Annotated in this window: 13 protein-coding genes; 8 read left to right on the top strand and 5 right to left on the bottom strand. The window is 49.5% G+C overall.

The window, feature by feature from the left end; translation table 11 throughout:
- The first annotated feature begins 147 nt into the window (after window positions 1-147).
- The gene (locus LG288_RS06175) at window positions 148-1,632 is read left to right on the top strand and encodes a bifunctional 2-methylcitrate dehydratase/aconitate hydratase (RefSeq protein WP_404403044.1); all 1,485 of its coding nucleotides are present in this window, start codon (window positions 148-150) and stop codon (window positions 1,630-1,632) included.
- Here LG288_RS06175 and LG288_RS06170 read toward each other — a convergent pair.
- From LG288_RS06170 to sppA, 3 genes are read right to left on the bottom strand one after another with little or no spacing between them, the layout of a single operon-like run.
- Window positions 1,629-2,972, bottom strand: coding sequence for a sodium-dependent transporter (locus LG288_RS06170; RefSeq protein ID WP_404399233.1), 1,344 nt, complete (start codon window positions 2,970-2,972; stop codon window positions 1,629-1,631). The two genes, LG288_RS06175 and LG288_RS06170, sit on opposite strands and share 4 nt — an antisense overlap.
- A gap of 22 nt (window positions 2,973-2,994) precedes the next feature.
- Window positions 2,995-4,017 carry an asparaginase gene (gene ansA, locus LG288_RS06165; RefSeq protein ID WP_404399232.1) on the bottom strand — a complete coding sequence of 341 codons (1,023 nt, stop codon included), beginning with the start codon at window positions 4,015-4,017 and terminating at the stop codon, window positions 2,995-2,997.
- A 36-nt stretch (window positions 4,018-4,053) separates the two neighbouring features.
- Complete coding sequence (gene sppA, locus LG288_RS06160) at window positions 4,054-5,919, bottom strand: signal peptide peptidase SppA (RefSeq protein WP_404399231.1); 1,866 nt, start codon at window positions 5,917-5,919, stop codon at window positions 4,054-4,056.
- Between the two features lie 111 nt (window positions 5,920-6,030).
- Between sppA and LG288_RS06155 the strand changes: the two genes are divergently transcribed.
- On the top strand, window positions 6,031-6,597 hold the full coding sequence (locus LG288_RS06155; RefSeq protein WP_404399230.1) for a nitroreductase family protein: 567 nt from the start codon (window positions 6,031-6,033) through the stop codon (window positions 6,595-6,597).
- A gap of 91 nt (window positions 6,598-6,688) precedes the next feature.
- Here LG288_RS06155 and asnS read toward each other — a convergent pair whose 3' ends face one another.
- Window positions 6,689-8,089: an asparagine--tRNA ligase gene (gene asnS, locus LG288_RS06150; protein WP_404399229.1), complete on the bottom strand. Its 1,401-nt coding sequence runs from the start codon at window positions 8,087-8,089 to the stop codon at window positions 6,689-6,691.
- Between the two features lie 103 nt (window positions 8,090-8,192).
- On the opposite strand from asnS, the gene LG288_RS06145 reads away from it, so the two are divergent.
- Window positions 8,193-8,555: a hypothetical protein gene (locus LG288_RS06145; RefSeq protein ID WP_404399228.1), complete on the top strand. Its 363-nt coding sequence runs from the start codon at window positions 8,193-8,195 to the stop codon at window positions 8,553-8,555.
- Here the strand turns inward: LG288_RS06145 and bioA are convergent.
- A complete protein-coding gene (bioA, locus tag LG288_RS06140; RefSeq protein WP_404399227.1) occupies window positions 8,552-9,844 on the bottom strand; it encodes an adenosylmethionine--8-amino-7-oxononanoate transaminase in 1,293 nt (430 codons plus the stop codon). The genes LG288_RS06145 and bioA overlap by 4 nt on opposite strands.
- A 119-nt stretch (window positions 9,845-9,963) precedes the next feature.
- Here bioA and bioB point away from each other — a divergent pair, with 119 nt between their 5' ends.
- The 5 genes from bioB to htpX all read left to right on the top strand — a co-directional run bounded on the left by bioB (window position 9,964) and on the right by htpX (window position 14,569).
- On the top strand, window positions 9,964-11,001 hold the full coding sequence (gene bioB, locus LG288_RS06135; RefSeq protein ID WP_404399226.1) for a biotin synthase BioB: 1,038 nt from the start codon (window positions 9,964-9,966) through the stop codon (window positions 10,999-11,001).
- Window positions 10,991-12,100, top strand: coding sequence for an aminotransferase class I/II-fold pyridoxal phosphate-dependent enzyme (locus LG288_RS06130; RefSeq protein WP_404399225.1), 1,110 nt, complete (start codon window positions 10,991-10,993; stop codon window positions 12,098-12,100). The genes bioB and LG288_RS06130 overlap by 11 nt, the downstream gene beginning before the upstream one ends.
- Window positions 12,100-12,870: a methyltransferase domain-containing protein gene (locus LG288_RS06125; RefSeq protein ID WP_404399224.1), complete on the top strand. Its 771-nt coding sequence runs from the start codon at window positions 12,100-12,102 to the stop codon at window positions 12,868-12,870. The genes LG288_RS06130 and LG288_RS06125 overlap by 1 nt, the downstream gene beginning before the upstream one ends.
- 30 nt (window positions 12,871-12,900) lie before the next feature.
- Entirely contained in the window at window positions 12,901-13,593 is a 693-nt protein-coding gene (bioD, locus tag LG288_RS06120; RefSeq protein WP_404399223.1) for a dethiobiotin synthase, read from the top strand.
- A gap of 94 nt (window positions 13,594-13,687) precedes the next feature.
- Entirely contained in the window at window positions 13,688-14,569 is an 882-nt protein-coding gene (htpX, locus tag LG288_RS06115) for a protease HtpX (protein WP_404399222.1), read from the top strand.
- Window positions 14,570-14,630: the final 61 nt, after the last annotated feature.

Here is a 14,630-nt window from a genome sequence, read left to right as displayed (position 1 = left end):
TGATTAAAAATTTAGCAACTTTCGGAAAGTTGTCTAAACTTCATTACTCCATTGTTTAATTATCAGCGCACGGCTCTTCTATGAGCCATTCCCCTACACCCGGAACAACCCGCCTTGGTTCCGGGTTTTTTTTAATTGGAGAATATGATGAGTGCTACCTTCTCGACCAATAAACGCCCGCCATACGATGACGAAATTCAGACGATAGCCGATTATGTTTTAAATTACCGTGTTGAATCGGAAGAAGCCTGGACTACCGCCCGCCATTGCCTTGCCGACAGTATTGGTTGCGGGTTACTGGCACTGCGTTTCCCTGAATGCAGTAAACACTTAGGTCCTTTGGTTGCAGGTACCCAGGTTCCTCATGGAGCGCGAGTGCCGGGCACTCAGCTGCAACTGGATCCGGTTAAGGCAGCCTGGGACATTGGTTGCATCATTCGTTGGCTGGATTTTAATGATACCTGGCTGGCCGCAGAGTGGGGGCATCCGTCGGATAACCTGGGTGCAATTCTGGCACTGTCTGATTTTTTATCACAACAACGAGTTGCCCGGGGCAAAGCGCCTTTAACCATGAAGACGGTGCTGGAAGCCATGATAAAAGCCCATGAGATCCAGGGCGTACTGGCTTTGGAAAACAGCTTTAACCGGGTTGGCCTTGACCATGTTGTGCTGGTAAAAGTCGCGTCCACCGCCGTTGCAGCCTGGCTTTGGGGTGGTGACCGGGAGCAAATTATGGCGGCGATTTCGCAAGCCTGGGTCGACGGACAGTCACTACGTACCTATCGTCACGCTCCCAATGCCGGTTCGCGCAAATCATGGGCTGCGGGTGATGCCTGCTCACGGGCGGTGCGCCTGGCAGACATTAGTTTGCGCGGAGAGATGGGTATTCCGGGAGCGCTGACGGCACCTCAATGGGGATTTTATGATGTATTGTTCAGCCAGACCAATAAAGATCAACAGCCTAAGCCGGTAAATGAACGGCAGTTTAAGTTTCAGCGCGATTATGGTAGCTATGTGATGGAAAATATTTTATTTAAACTGTCGTTTCCTGCTGAGTTTCATGCCCAGACGGCCTGTGAGGCTGCGGTTACCCTGCACCCTGAAGTTGCTGAACGGATCGATGATATCGAACGGGTTGAATTAACAACCCATGATTCAGCGATACGGATAATCTCGAAACAAGGAGAGTTAGCAAATCCCGCCGACCGTGACCATTGTTTGCAGTACATGACCGCTGTGCCTTTATTGTATGGCGAACTGACGGCAGATCATTACGAGGATGAGTTTCACCGGCAGCATCCCGAAATTGATCGCCTGCGCGACAAGATGGTTGTCATCGAGGACGAACGTTACAGTCGCGAATATCACGAACCTGACAAACGTTCTATCGCTAACGCCTTACAAGTGTTTTTTAAAGATGGTACCCATACCCGCAAAATCGAAGTAGAGTTTCCGATTGGTCATCGGCGCCGGCGTGACGAGGGCATCAGAGTGCTTCAGAAAAAGTTTGCGGATAATCTGGCAACTCGGTTTCCGGCCGCGCGGGTCAATAAAATCATTGCTATTTACCAGCAACCCGAGCAATTAAACAATATGCCGGTCAATGAGTTTATGGATTACCTGGTCATCTAGCTTTGCCAGATAACCAGGATAATTAACAGGGGGCAGACAAACTTGACGTACCAGGGCCAGATTTTCCAGAACAGTGACTTGTGAATATCCGGCGCTCCCTGTTGTAATGCTTTTAACAGCCTATGCTGACGCAATACCCAAGTCAGCATCAGCGCGAATATCAGTGCCATGATCGGCTGCATGTAGACCGTACTCAGGGTAATGACCAGAGTAAACAGAGTATCAAAGTAAAAAATAATCAGGGTCGATAATGCCGTCACCACCGCAGCAATAATCCAGACTCCTTTACCCCGCTCGCAACCCGCTTCTTCCCGTAAAGCATTCACGGGAGCTTCCAGCATGGAAATGGACGAGGTAATAGCGGCAATCACCATGAGTAAGAAAAAGCCAATTGCGACGAATGGCCCGGCTGCGCCGAGGGTATCGAATAACGTTGGTAAAACACTAAAAACCAGAGTGTCCGCCGACAGCAATGAACCGTCCTCGGCATAGATAGCAACGCCATTGTTTTGTGCCACAAACATGGCCGGTAAAATAAGTAAGCCAGCAAGAAAGGCTACTGATGTGTCAATGCCGGCTACCCAGGCTGCCGTTTTGGGTATGTTTTCTTTTTCCGATAAGTAGGCTCCGTACGTCATCATGACACAGACACCGAGTGACAAAGAGAAAAACGCCTGACCCATGGCACGAATAATTAACTGCGGGTCTGATATTGCCGAAAAATCGGGGATCAGGTACATGGTCAGGCCCTGTAACGCGCCGTCTAATGTCAGAATGTAGCCAGCCATGCCGATAAGTAGGATAAACAATAGGGGCATTAACCGACGTGACCAACGCTCGATGCCGGAATTAACCCCCGAGCGCACGACATAGATTGTCAGCAACATAAAGGCGAGCATGGTCAATAAGTTACGGGTATGGGAAAACTGCAAAAGCCAGTCGGCCAGGCTATCTTGTCCGACTAACTGCAACAAGGGAGCCAGCATGTAAGCCACAAGCCAACCTGAAACTATCGCATAAAAGCTGAGTATCAGGGTCAATACCAGCAAGCCGGTTAAACCGCTTAAAAAACCAAAACGACGCCAAAAAGGCCGACTGGACAAATGGCGCAGAGCTTCGATAGGGTTTTGTCTGCGGATATGGCCGATGGTGACCTCTGCCACCAACATCGGGTAAGCGAGCAGGGCAATCATAATAAGATAAACCAGTAAAAAGGCGCCACCGCCATTACTGGCGGCCTGGGTGGGGAAACCCCAGATGTTGCCGACGCCGACGGCAGAGCCCGCGGCAGCTAAAATAAAACCCAGTCGACTTGCAAAGGCAGGCGATTTTTTCTCCATGGCATCATACTCTTATTATTTTTTATGATTTGAGCGTTAGTTCGCCGCGTAAATTATCAATAAGGCGCTCGGCAATAATGTCCGGCGATAAATTTTGTGATAATAAATAATGCAGCTTTGTCAGCGTCGCCTCAATGGTCATATCTGAACCTGAAACCACACCAATTTCAGCTAATGCATTGCCGGTAGCGTAACCGCCCATATCAACACGACCGCGGAAACACTGTGTGCAGTTGACAATGGTTAATCCTTGTTCAATACCTTGCTGCAGACTGCTAAGTAAAGCGGGATCCTGAGGCGCGTTACCAACACCATAACTTTGAATAATTAAGGCCTTGACCGGCTGCCTTAATAGGTTACCCACTAGCTGCGCGGATATCCCCGGGTATAGCATCACAACACCAATTGGCTGAGGTGTCATTTCGATGGTTTTTAAAGGCGTATGACCAAGGTCTTTAAGCTTACCTGCATTGACGCTGATCTGGATACCGGCCTCGAGTAAAGGCGGATAATTAGGTGATGCAAAGGCATTAAATCCGTTGGCATCAGCTTTTGTTGAACGATTACCCCGGTAAAGGGTATTGTTAAAAAATAGTCCGACTTCATGAATCGGATAATTTGCGGCGATATAAAGCGCATTTAACAGATTGGTTTGTCCATCGCTGCGCAGCGCCGATAATGGGATTTGTGAGCCAGTAACGATGACCGGTTTGGCTAAGTTTTGCAGCATAAAAGACAGCGCTGACGCAGTATAAGCCATGGTATCAGTGCCGTGTAAAATAACGAAACCATCATAGTTCTGATAGTGCGCTTCAATATCACGCGCAATCGTTACCCAGTCCGCCGGAGCCATGTCCGACGAATCCATCAGCGGGTGATATTCACGAATTGTAAACTCTGGCATTTCCTCACGGAAAAACTCCGGCATGCGCTCAACGCACTGGCTCAGGTGTCCCGCCGCGGGAACATAGCCCTGAGCCGATTTTTGCATGCCAATAGTGCCACCGGTATAGGCTACATAAATCCGTTTGCGTCGTTCTGTCATTTCAGTTGCCGTTAACCGCGAAAAATTGGCGATAGTTTATCGCGGTTGAGGGCAGAGTGCACAGTACGAGTAAATATTTTTTGGATCATTAAAGTTCTGCAGAGACCGGGTGTCGCGCAAAACTTGAGTGACGCTGTCCATTAGCCAATGTGAGGGGCCCGCATCGTTGCCTGTACCGATAATGCTCTTAACGCTGGAACTATTGAGCATGTCGGCAAGAAACTGTTGGCGGGCATCAAGACTTTGCTCAACGCGGACTACCCGGTATTCATCAACCTCAGCAAGTTTAGCTGCCGCTTCGACGGCATTATCCAGATTGCCTAAGCTGTCAATGAGGCCCCTTTGCTGTGCCTGTTCACCAGTCCAAATACGGCCCTGGGCGACTTCGTCGACTTGTGCTTTGGTCATATCACGGGCATCCGCAACAATTTCCAGAAAATAATCGTAAAAGTTTTCCGTGGAACGCTGCAAAATTGTCCGTTGCGCGTCGGTGATACCTTCTAAGATATTAATGGAAGGCATTTCCGTCGTGCTGTATGAATCGCTGTTTACACCAATGGCCTGCATTGTGTCTTCGGCGGTAATCAGCAGGCCAAAGACACCAATAGAACCCGTGATGGTTGTTGACGCTGCCCAAATCTGATCGGCTTCAGCCGCAATCCAGTAACCGCCGGATGCTGCTACGCTGCTCATTGAAGCAATAACCGGTAGCCCCTGTTTTTTTGCTTCCAGCACTTCCTGACGGATAATTTCTGAAGCGAAACCACTGCCGCCCGGGCTGTCGATACGCAATATGATGGCTTTGGTTTTTTCATTTTGGCGGGCTTTGCGAATTAACTCCGCGGTGCTGTCGCCGCCAACCATACCGGCTCGCTGATATCCATCGACAATTTGACCGCGAGCCACCACTACGGCAATTTCATTGTTGCTGTCGTCGGGCAATAAGGCTTTGTTACCGTTGCCAACTTCGTTCAGGTAGTCAGCAAAGCTAATGTGCCGGTAGGTTTTCTTATCTTCATCGTACCCCGCCAGGTTAATTAATTCATTACGGACTTCGGCGCGAGTTTTTAATGCATCAACCAGGTTGGCTTCCAGCGCCAATTTTGCCAGGTTACCGTTAGCGTTATTAAATGCCGCCAGATAGGGTTCCATCAAACCACTGGTAACCGCATCGGTCAGTTGTCGTTGATTGACAACATCCTGCTTAAATTCTTGCCACAAGTCATTAAATAAAAAGTCATTCGCCTGGCGCGCCTGCTCTGACATACTATTGCGCACAAAAGGTTCAACAGCGGATTTATATTCACCCACTTTAAATACGTGGGGGTTCAACTTCAGCTTATCGAGCATGCCCTTAAAGTAAATTTGTCCATATTCGAAACCATCAAAGGCGACCCCACCAAGCGGATTTAAGTAAAGGTTTTTTGCATGCGCGGCAAGATAATACTGATGCTGCGCGTAGGCATCGCCGTTGGCAATGACTGGTTTTTCGGTCGTCTTTAGCTGCTGCAGCGCGTCAGCAACGCGTTGTAGCTTATTGATACCACTAGGATAAAGGCCGGAAAGGTCAAGCAGGACTGCGCCGATACGATCATCCGAAGCTGCTTTTTCCAGGGCTTCAACGACGTCCGATAACAGAACTTCAGGCACCGGTTCGCTGCTGCCGGCCGCCTGATTAATGAACTGGTCGACCGGATCAATATAGGTTTTCTCTTCAACCAGAATCCCCTGCGGGTTGATCACCAGTACACCATTTTCAGGAACTACAATAGGTTCTTCTTCCTGCAGGATTAGCGCAAGAAAACCAATAACCAGGGCGAAGAAAATAATATTCAACAGTACTCTTCTGATACCATTGATAAAACGCCACAAATACCGGAACATTGTGCCTACAAACCGCATACAGTCTCGCTATAAATTGTCGGATACTGAGCCAACTGTATCTAATCCAGAAAGGATAAACCACAGTAATTGTGTAACTAAGCGTGACAAATTTATTGTTTAAGGAAAATTATGGATGCATTAAAGCTGCTCACAACTCGCTCCTCGATGCCCCGCCTGGTGGAGCCTTCTCCCAGCGAAGAGCAACTGGAGTTAATTCGCAAAGCGGCCATTCGGGTGCCCGATCATATGAATTTGTCACCCTATCGATTTATTGAATTCAGCGGCCGTGATCGCGGGCTGTTAGGCGACATCTATCAACAAGCGGCACGGCTTAATAACTTTTCTGAACAGCGTATTGAGCAAGCTGGCCAGCTGCCTTTCAGGGCCCCCTTAATTATTGCCAGCTGTCTGCGTTATGTGGATAACGACAAAGTACCGCGTAATGAGCAGTTGGCTTGTGTTGCCTGCGCCACCATGGCGATGCAGCAGGCCTGTTTTGCTCAGGATCTTGGTGCTATCTGGCGCACCGGCTGGCTGGCAGAAGACGATTATGTGCGCGAGCAACTGGGGTGTCATGAAGATGACGAGATTGTCGGTTTTCTCTACATCGGTACACCCGCAGTGCCGACGCCGATTAAACCGGAACAGGACTATAGCGAGTTTTTCGTCGCCGCGACTAACGTTATCAGCGACTGACTTTTCGGCCGATGGACTCAAGCCCTTGTAACCAAAAGGTCACACACTTGAGTCCATTTGCAACGACAAGCTGGATACTGACTCTATCCGCTTAGAACTCGGCGGATTTTGGCGCTCTCGGGAAGGGGATTACGTCACGGATATTCTGCATTCCGGTTACGTAGGCGACCAGGCGCTCGAAGCCAAGGCCAAAGCCGGCATGGGGTACTGAACCGTAACGACGTAAGTCACGATAAAAACCATATTCTTCCGCAGGTAGATTCATTTCGGCGATACGCTGATCGAGCACATCAAGACGTTCTTCGCGGGCGCTGCCGCCAATAATCTCGCCAATACCGGGCGCAAGCACGTCCATCGCCGCGACGGTTTTACCGTCTTCGTTTTGGCGCATGTAAAAGGCTTTAATATCACGCGGGTAGTTTTTCAGAATGATCGGCGCGCCAACGTGCTCCTCGGCAAGATAACGCTCATGTTCTGACTGCAAATCCACACCCCATTCAACAGGATAATCAAAGGTTTTGCCGCAATTTTTCAAAATCTCAACTGCTTCTGTGTAATCCATGTGTACAAAATCCTGGTCCACCATGGCACGCAGGCGCTTAACGGCATCGGCATTAATGCGTTGTTCAAAAAATGCCATATCGTCCGGGCGTTCTTCGAGTACGGCCTTAAATACGAACTTCAGCATGTCCTCGGCTAAGTCAGCAATATCATTAAGATCGGCAAAAGCGACTTCCGGCTCCACCATCCAGAATTCAGACAAATGACGACTGGTGTTCGAGTTCTCCGCCCGGAAAGTGGGTCCAAAGGTGTAAACCTTGGTCAATGAACAGGCATAGGATTCAACGTTAAGCTGACCCGATACCGTTAAAAAGGCTTCCTTACCAAAAAAGTCTTCGCTGTAGTCCACACCGCCTTGTTCCGTCTTTGGCACATTCATCAAGTCCAGCGTCGAGACCCGGAACATCTCGCCGGCACCCTCGCAATCCGAGGTCGTAATAATGGGAGTGCTTACCCAAAGATAACCATGTTGATGAAAGTAGCGGTGGATAGCCTGCGATAAGGTGTTACGAACGCGCATGACGGCACCGGTGACATTGGTTCGCGGGCGCAAATGAGCATATTCGCGCAGGTACTCCATGCTGTGTCGTTTAGGCGCCATGGGGTAAGTGTCGGGATCTTCTACCCAGCCATAGACTTTTACGCCGGTGGCCTGAATTTCATAAGATTGCCCTTTACCCTGTGACGGCACCACAACACCGGTAATGGCAACAGAGCAGCCGGTTGTTAGCTTAAGAACTTCCTGCTGGTAATTGGGCAGCTCGGCGGGAACGACAGCCTGGATGGCATCAAAGCACGAGCCATCGTGAACATTAATAAAAGAAATACCCGCTTTTGAGTCACGTCGGGTACGGACCCAACCGCGGACGGTGACAGTCTCGTCAACCGGGATCTTACCTGCCAATACATCAACTACCGAAGCATACGACATGAGTTTCTGCTCTCCGAAATACAAAATTTTGCGTTAAAGGTTGCTATGTTACCTCGGTTTGGCGCAGACTCAAGAGTAACCTTGTTTTTCTGGATGACAAACAATGAAGCTAGGAAGTATTGACGAACTTAAGGGGCTCTCTTTCTGGAGCCGGGTCCTGGGCTGGTTATCTATTTTTGGCTGGTTAATCTTTGTTGTTGCGCTGATTGTTTTCCATTATGCCCGCCCTGAACATACCACCATATTAACCGAAGTTTTTGGTATTAATGTCCGTGATTACTGGCACTTAACGCTGGGTGATGTGTTTATTATCACCTGTTTATTTGGCCTGTTGGTCAGCCTCATCACTTTTGCGATCAATGTGATCTTGTTCAGTCAGGATCGTGAGCACTTGTGGCTTAATATTATGATTTTGATTTTCACCTTCCTTGGCGCTATTTCGTTGTACTTTTTTGGCTTTGATTAACGGCTTTTAACAAACTCAGCCATGGTCGTTGTCAGACGAGTCAGTTGATCAGCCTCTATCAAGTAAGGCGGCATAATATAGAGTAACCGGCCAAAGGGTCGGATCCAGACTCCTGCCCGAACAAAATACTCTTGCGCACTGGCCAAATGAATCGGCTGTTCTAATTCCACTACGCCAATAGCTCCCAGCACCCGGACATCTGTTACTGCAGCCAGTTCGCGTAGCGGCAGCAGTTGTTGCTGTAATTGTTGTTCAATCGCTGTCACCTGTTGCTGCCAGTGGCCCTCACTGATCATGGCCAGTGATTCGGCGGCTACCGCGCAGGCAAGGGGGTTGCCCATAAATGTGGGGCCATGCATTAAAGCACCACCGGCTTTAGGATCACTGACTGCGGCAGCAATATGCCGGTGGGTCAGAGTTGCAGCCAGAGTCATATAACCGCCGGTGAGCGCCTTGCCGACACACATAATATCGGCAATAACATCTGCGTGATTACAGCCAAACAGTTGCCCGCTGCGACCAAAGCCTGTGGCGATTTCATCAGCGATTAAAAGTACCTGGTAATGATCACAAAGTTGCCGCAGTTCCCGTAAGTACTGAGGGTGATACATGCGCATCCCCCCAGCGCCCTGAACAACCGGCTCAAGGATGACGGCCGCCAGCTGTGTATGGTGCTGCCCGAACCATTGCCTGAGACTGTCAGCGGCTGAGTCATGCCACTCGTGCCAGTAACTGAGCTCGGGCCGTTCAGCAAATAACTGATTTTTTAGTGCATGCTTAAACAAATGGTGCATTCCATTGACCGGGTCACAGACCGACATCGCTGCAAAGGTATCGCCGTGATAGCCACCACGTATCGTCAATAAACGATTTTTTTCCGGCCGTTCTTTCGCCAGCCAATACTGCAGAGCCATTTTAATAGCTACTTCTATGCTGACCGAACCTGAGTCAGCAATAAACACCTGATCCAGGCCTGGCGGAGTTAACTTGATCAAGTTTTCGGCCATAGCGACTGCCGGCTCGTGGGTCAGGCCACCGAACATAACATGGGACATCTTATCAATTTGCCGATGCGCAGCCTGATTCAGTCGTGGGTGGTTATAGCCATGAATAGCAGCCCACCAGGAGGACATTCCATCGATTAATACCTCACCCGAGGATAATTCAATCTCACAACCATGAGCCGACTTTACGTGAAAACAGGGTAAAGGTTCGGTCATTGAAGTATAGGGATGCCACAGATGTTGTTGATCAAAGTGTTGCTGCTGTTGCCAGTTCAAAAGAGTCATAGATTAAAAAATAACCACTTGTAAAGTTACGGTTTGCATTATTAGTTGACAGTGTACGTTGTTAAAATAAGCTAGTCGACCCGTGGTAACCATTCGAACTGATAATAAGCGAGCGTTTTATGCAACACCCCCGACATGACTGGCAAGTCAGCGATGTTTGTGATCTTCTGGAAAAACCTTTTAACGAATTAATTTATCTGGCCCAAAGCGTCCATCTGCAGCACTTTAACCCGAACCAGGTTCAGGTGAGTACTTTGCTATCAATTAAGACAGGCGCTTGTCCCGAAGATTGCAAATATTGCCCACAAAGCGCTCATTACCACACCGGGCTTGATCGTGAACGGCTGATGCAGGTGCAGAATGTACTGGCTGAAGCCGAGGCGGCGAAAGCTAAAGGAGCCAGTCGCTTTTGTATGGGAGCCGCATGGCGTAATCCAAAAGATCGCGATATGCCTTACCTTATCGAAATGATTAAAGGCGTTAAAAAACTGGGTTTAGAAACCTGTATGACACTGGGTATGTTGAATGAACTGCAGGCAAAGCAGTTACAGCAGTCGGGGCTGGATTATTATAACCACAATTTAGATACGTCACCGGAGTTTTACGGCGATGTTATCACCACCCGAACCTATCAGGATCGCCTGCAGACTCTGAAAAACGTGCGCGATGCCGGAATGAAAGTTTGTGCCGGCGGTATTGTCGGAATGGGGGAGTCGCTCTCTGACCGGGCATCACTATTGGTTCAACTTGCTAATTTGCCCAAGCACCCCGAAAGTGTTCCTATCAACATGTTGGTTAAAGTCGAAGGAACTCCTTTTGCCGAGCTTGAGGATCTTGACCCTTTTGAGTTTGTCCGCACGGTTGCTGTAGCCCGTATTCTGATGCCGCGTTCACATGTGCGTTTATCAGCCGGCCGGGAAAACATGAGTGACGAGCTACAGGCCTTATGTTTTCTGGCCGGTGCAAACTCGATTTTTTATGGCGAGAAACTACTGACCACTGCCAACCCTCAGGCAGATGCTGATTTGCGTTTGTTCGAACGGCTGGGTATCGAGCCAGAGCCGCATCAGGGATACGATGATGAGGTACACGCGGCAGTCATAGAGGATGCGGTACAAGAGCAACAACAACCGGTACGCTATTACGATGCGTCCTAGCGGCAATGGGTCTGCTCGTTACCGGATAAGGAAAACTCGCAGTTATCATGAAGTTGCCGGCCAGTTTGCCAGTAATGATTATCTGTCTCTGAGCCGTCATCCGCATGTTATCGAGGCCGGACAACAGGCTCTGACTCAGTGGGGCGCCGGTAGCTCCGGCTCGCCGCTGCTGAGTGGTTATACTCTGCAGCACCAGGCACTGGAAGAAGAACTGGCTGACTGGCTTGGAATGCCGGCTTGCTTATTGTTTTCCAGCGGGTATGCGGCCAATCACGGTTGTCTGACAACGTTAATTGAGGCTGGTCAGAATGTCTTTTGCGATCGACTCTGCCATGCCTCACTGCTGGATGGGCTAAAGCATAGTCGGCGCCGCTTTCGCCGTTTTGCCCATAACCAAATACCCGGTACCGGCATTGATCCTGACGACTGGCTGATAACCGAAGGAACCTTCAGCATGGACGGGGATTATGTCGACCACGTTGCTGTGCAAAAGTCTGTCGATCAGCACGGCACAAAGTTATTTCTCGATGATGCGCATGGGCTCGGTGTCTGGGGTGAACAGGGGTTAGCTAGTTTTGGCAGACTACGCCGGCAAACGCGTTTATTAACCGGCACCTTTGGCAAGGCTTTTGGTGTGGGCGGAGCTTTTGTTGCCGCTGACATCGCCGATATTGAGCAGTTAATTCAGTATTGCCGCGAATACATCTACTCAACCGCCTTTAGTCCCGCTCAGGCAGCCTGTATCAGAGCGTCCCTGCAGCTTATCCGCAGTGATGAAGGCGACCAGCGACGCCGGCAACTCAAGGAAAATATAGCGTACTTTCGCCAGCTTGCCAGACACCATGGTTTACAAGGCATTGAGTCGAGTTCACCAATTCAGGTCTGGATTCTTGGCGATGATGCACAAGCAGTTAATTATGCGCGACAGCTGGCCGAGGCGAATATTCATGTTAGTGCCGTAAGGCCACCGACCGTGCCGGAGGGGACTGCTCGCTTAAGGTTCAGCTTACAAGCGGATCACACCAGCGCAGATATCGAGGCATTGTTTGCTGCCATAGAGCGTTTATTGCCCGATTCTGGTAACAGGAGGGCAGTCTGATGGCCGCGGAACAACAGCAGGTTGCCCGGCACTTTTCCCGAGCGGCGGTTAACTACCATCAACACGATGCGATCCAGCAATATTTTGGTCGGCAATTACTGAGCTATTTGCCGCAGCCGGTTGACCAGCTGATAGACATTGGTTGTGGCCCCGGCTCATTAAGACCATTACTGGGTAAGCATTGCCGCAATTATTTGGGTATTGATTTAGCGGCCGGTATGGTTCGCCAGGCAAAGCAGAACTTTCCCGACGACATCTGGCTGCAGGCCTGTGCTGAGCAGTTGCCACTGCAAAATGACAGTGTCGATGCTTATTTTGCTAATTTGTCGCTGCAATGGAGCCCGTCACTGCATTCAGTTTTCAGTGAAGCGCTACGGATTTTAAAACCTGGTGCCCGAGCGGTGTTCAATCTGCCAGTTGCGGGTACACTTAGCGAACTTAGCAGTTGTTGGCGGAAAATTGATGAACGCCCCCATATCCGGCGTTTTCATTCGTTAACGGAGGTTTTAACCTGCCTCGAGGGAATAGGCATCAGCCATTACCAACACCGGCTGGACGAGCAGCAGCAGTACTTTCCCGACCTGCGCTCTTTATTGGCCAGTATTAAAGGAGTCGGTGCCAGTTATGTAGGCCCTCGCCAGGCCGCCGGTTTACTGTCACCCAGACGTTTCCAGCGGGTGGTCAGCAGTTACGAGAAATATCGGCAAGAAAAGGGCTTGCCTCTTAACTGGAAGGTTCTGTCCGTTTGTTTTGAAAAGCAAGTTAACTAAACATTAATTATAATTAACTTTGAGAAAACAATGAAAAGTTACTTTATCAGCGGTACCGACACTGACGCCGGTAAAACTGTGGTCGCGAAAGCTTTGCTGGATAAGCTAAAACAGCTGGGCCAGCAAACATTAGCCATGAAGCCGGTATCGGCCGGGTGTGACTGGGTTCCCGATGCAACTGATGGGGTGGCGGAGGGTCAGTGGCAAAATTCTGATGCGCTGATTTTACGCCAGGCAATGACAATGAACTGCGATTATGCATTAACCAACCCTTATGCTTTTGCGCCACCCATTGCACCGCATATTGCTGCAGCTGAAGCGGGCAGGCCAATAACGTTAGCGCAGTTACTGACTGGCTTTGAGCAGCTGGCAAAAATGCAGCCCGATGCGCTGGTTATTGAAGGCGCCGGCGGCTGGCTGTTGCCCCTTGGTGATGATTTGTATATGCCGGATTTTGTTAAACGGATAAACGCCGAGGTGATTCTGGTTATTGGTTTAAAGCTGGGATGTTTAAACCATGCCTTATTGTCCGCCCGGGCGATAACTGCGGCGGGTATTAAGCTGGCCGGCTGGGTTGCAGTTGACACACAGCCACAAGCGATGGATTATCGCGGTGAAAATGTAGCAGCACTGCGACAGCACCTTAATGCTCCCTGTCTGGCCGAGCTACCTTACTTGATAAACTGGCAACAGCAGGATTTAAGTGAGTTAATCTCGCTTTAACCGGCCTTGTAAAGTTAACCTGCTAGCTTGGTATTTTACTGAACGACCCCATATTGTTTAACGATAATCGTTAAGCCGTATTACTGAGGAATTTATGCAACGTATTGCTCTTTTTATAGCCACCAACCTGGCAATTCTGCTGGTTGTCAGTTTTGTTTACAATGTGATTAGCCGGGCTACTGGCTATCAGCTGGGGCAAACCGGCGGTTTACTGCTGTTTTGCGCACTGTTTGGGTTTGGCGGAGCTTTTGTTTCGTTGTGGATATCGCGTTGGATGGCAATAAGAGCTACCGGTGCCAAAGTCATAGAGCAACCGGCTAACCAGGCCGAGCAATGGCTGCTGAAAACGGTGCAGCGACAGGCCCAAAAAGCTGACATCCCGGTGCCGCAAGTTGCTATTTACCCGTCACCGGAAGCTAATGCTTTTGCTACCGGACGCAGTAAAAAAGAGTCCCTGGTAGCGGTCAGCAGTGGTTTGATGACGGCCATGAGCGAAGATGAAGTCGAAGCCGTGTTAGCCCACGAAATTAGCCATATCGCCAATGGCGACATGGTGACTCTGACTTTAATTCAGGGTGTGGTTAACACCTTTGTAATGTTTCTGGCGCGGTTAATTGCTTCTGCAATTAATAATGCCGCCCGGGGCAATAATCAGCAGGGTGGCGGGCTTGGTATTTTTGCTTATTACGGCATTGTTATGGTGTTAGAAGTGGTTTTCGGTATCTTCGCCAGCATAATTGTCATGTGGTTTTCACGCCAGCGGGAATTTCGCGCCGATGCCGGAGCGGCGACATTAGTCGGCCCCGACAAAATGATTTCAGCGTTGCAGCGCTTAAAGCGCGCCCAGGAATCAAAACTTGAAGGCTCAATGATGGCTTTTGGTATTAACGGTAAACACAGTGGGCTGAGTAAACTGTTTATGAGCCATCCGCCACTGGACGATCGCATTCAGGCGTTAACTCGTCGGCCGCTCTGATAATTGTTTAATTTTGGCCGGGGATCTGATTGCTTTTAACCAGCATCCCCGTTAGATTTGT

The organism is Idiomarina seosinensis (genome assembly GCF_044797955.1).
In the GTDB taxonomy this organism is placed as follows: domain Bacteria; phylum Pseudomonadota; class Gammaproteobacteria; order Enterobacterales; family Alteromonadaceae; genus Idiomarina; species Idiomarina seosinensis_A.
The sequence above is the reverse complement of the archived record's forward strand: the minus strand, read 5'-3'. Positions and strand labels throughout refer to the sequence as shown.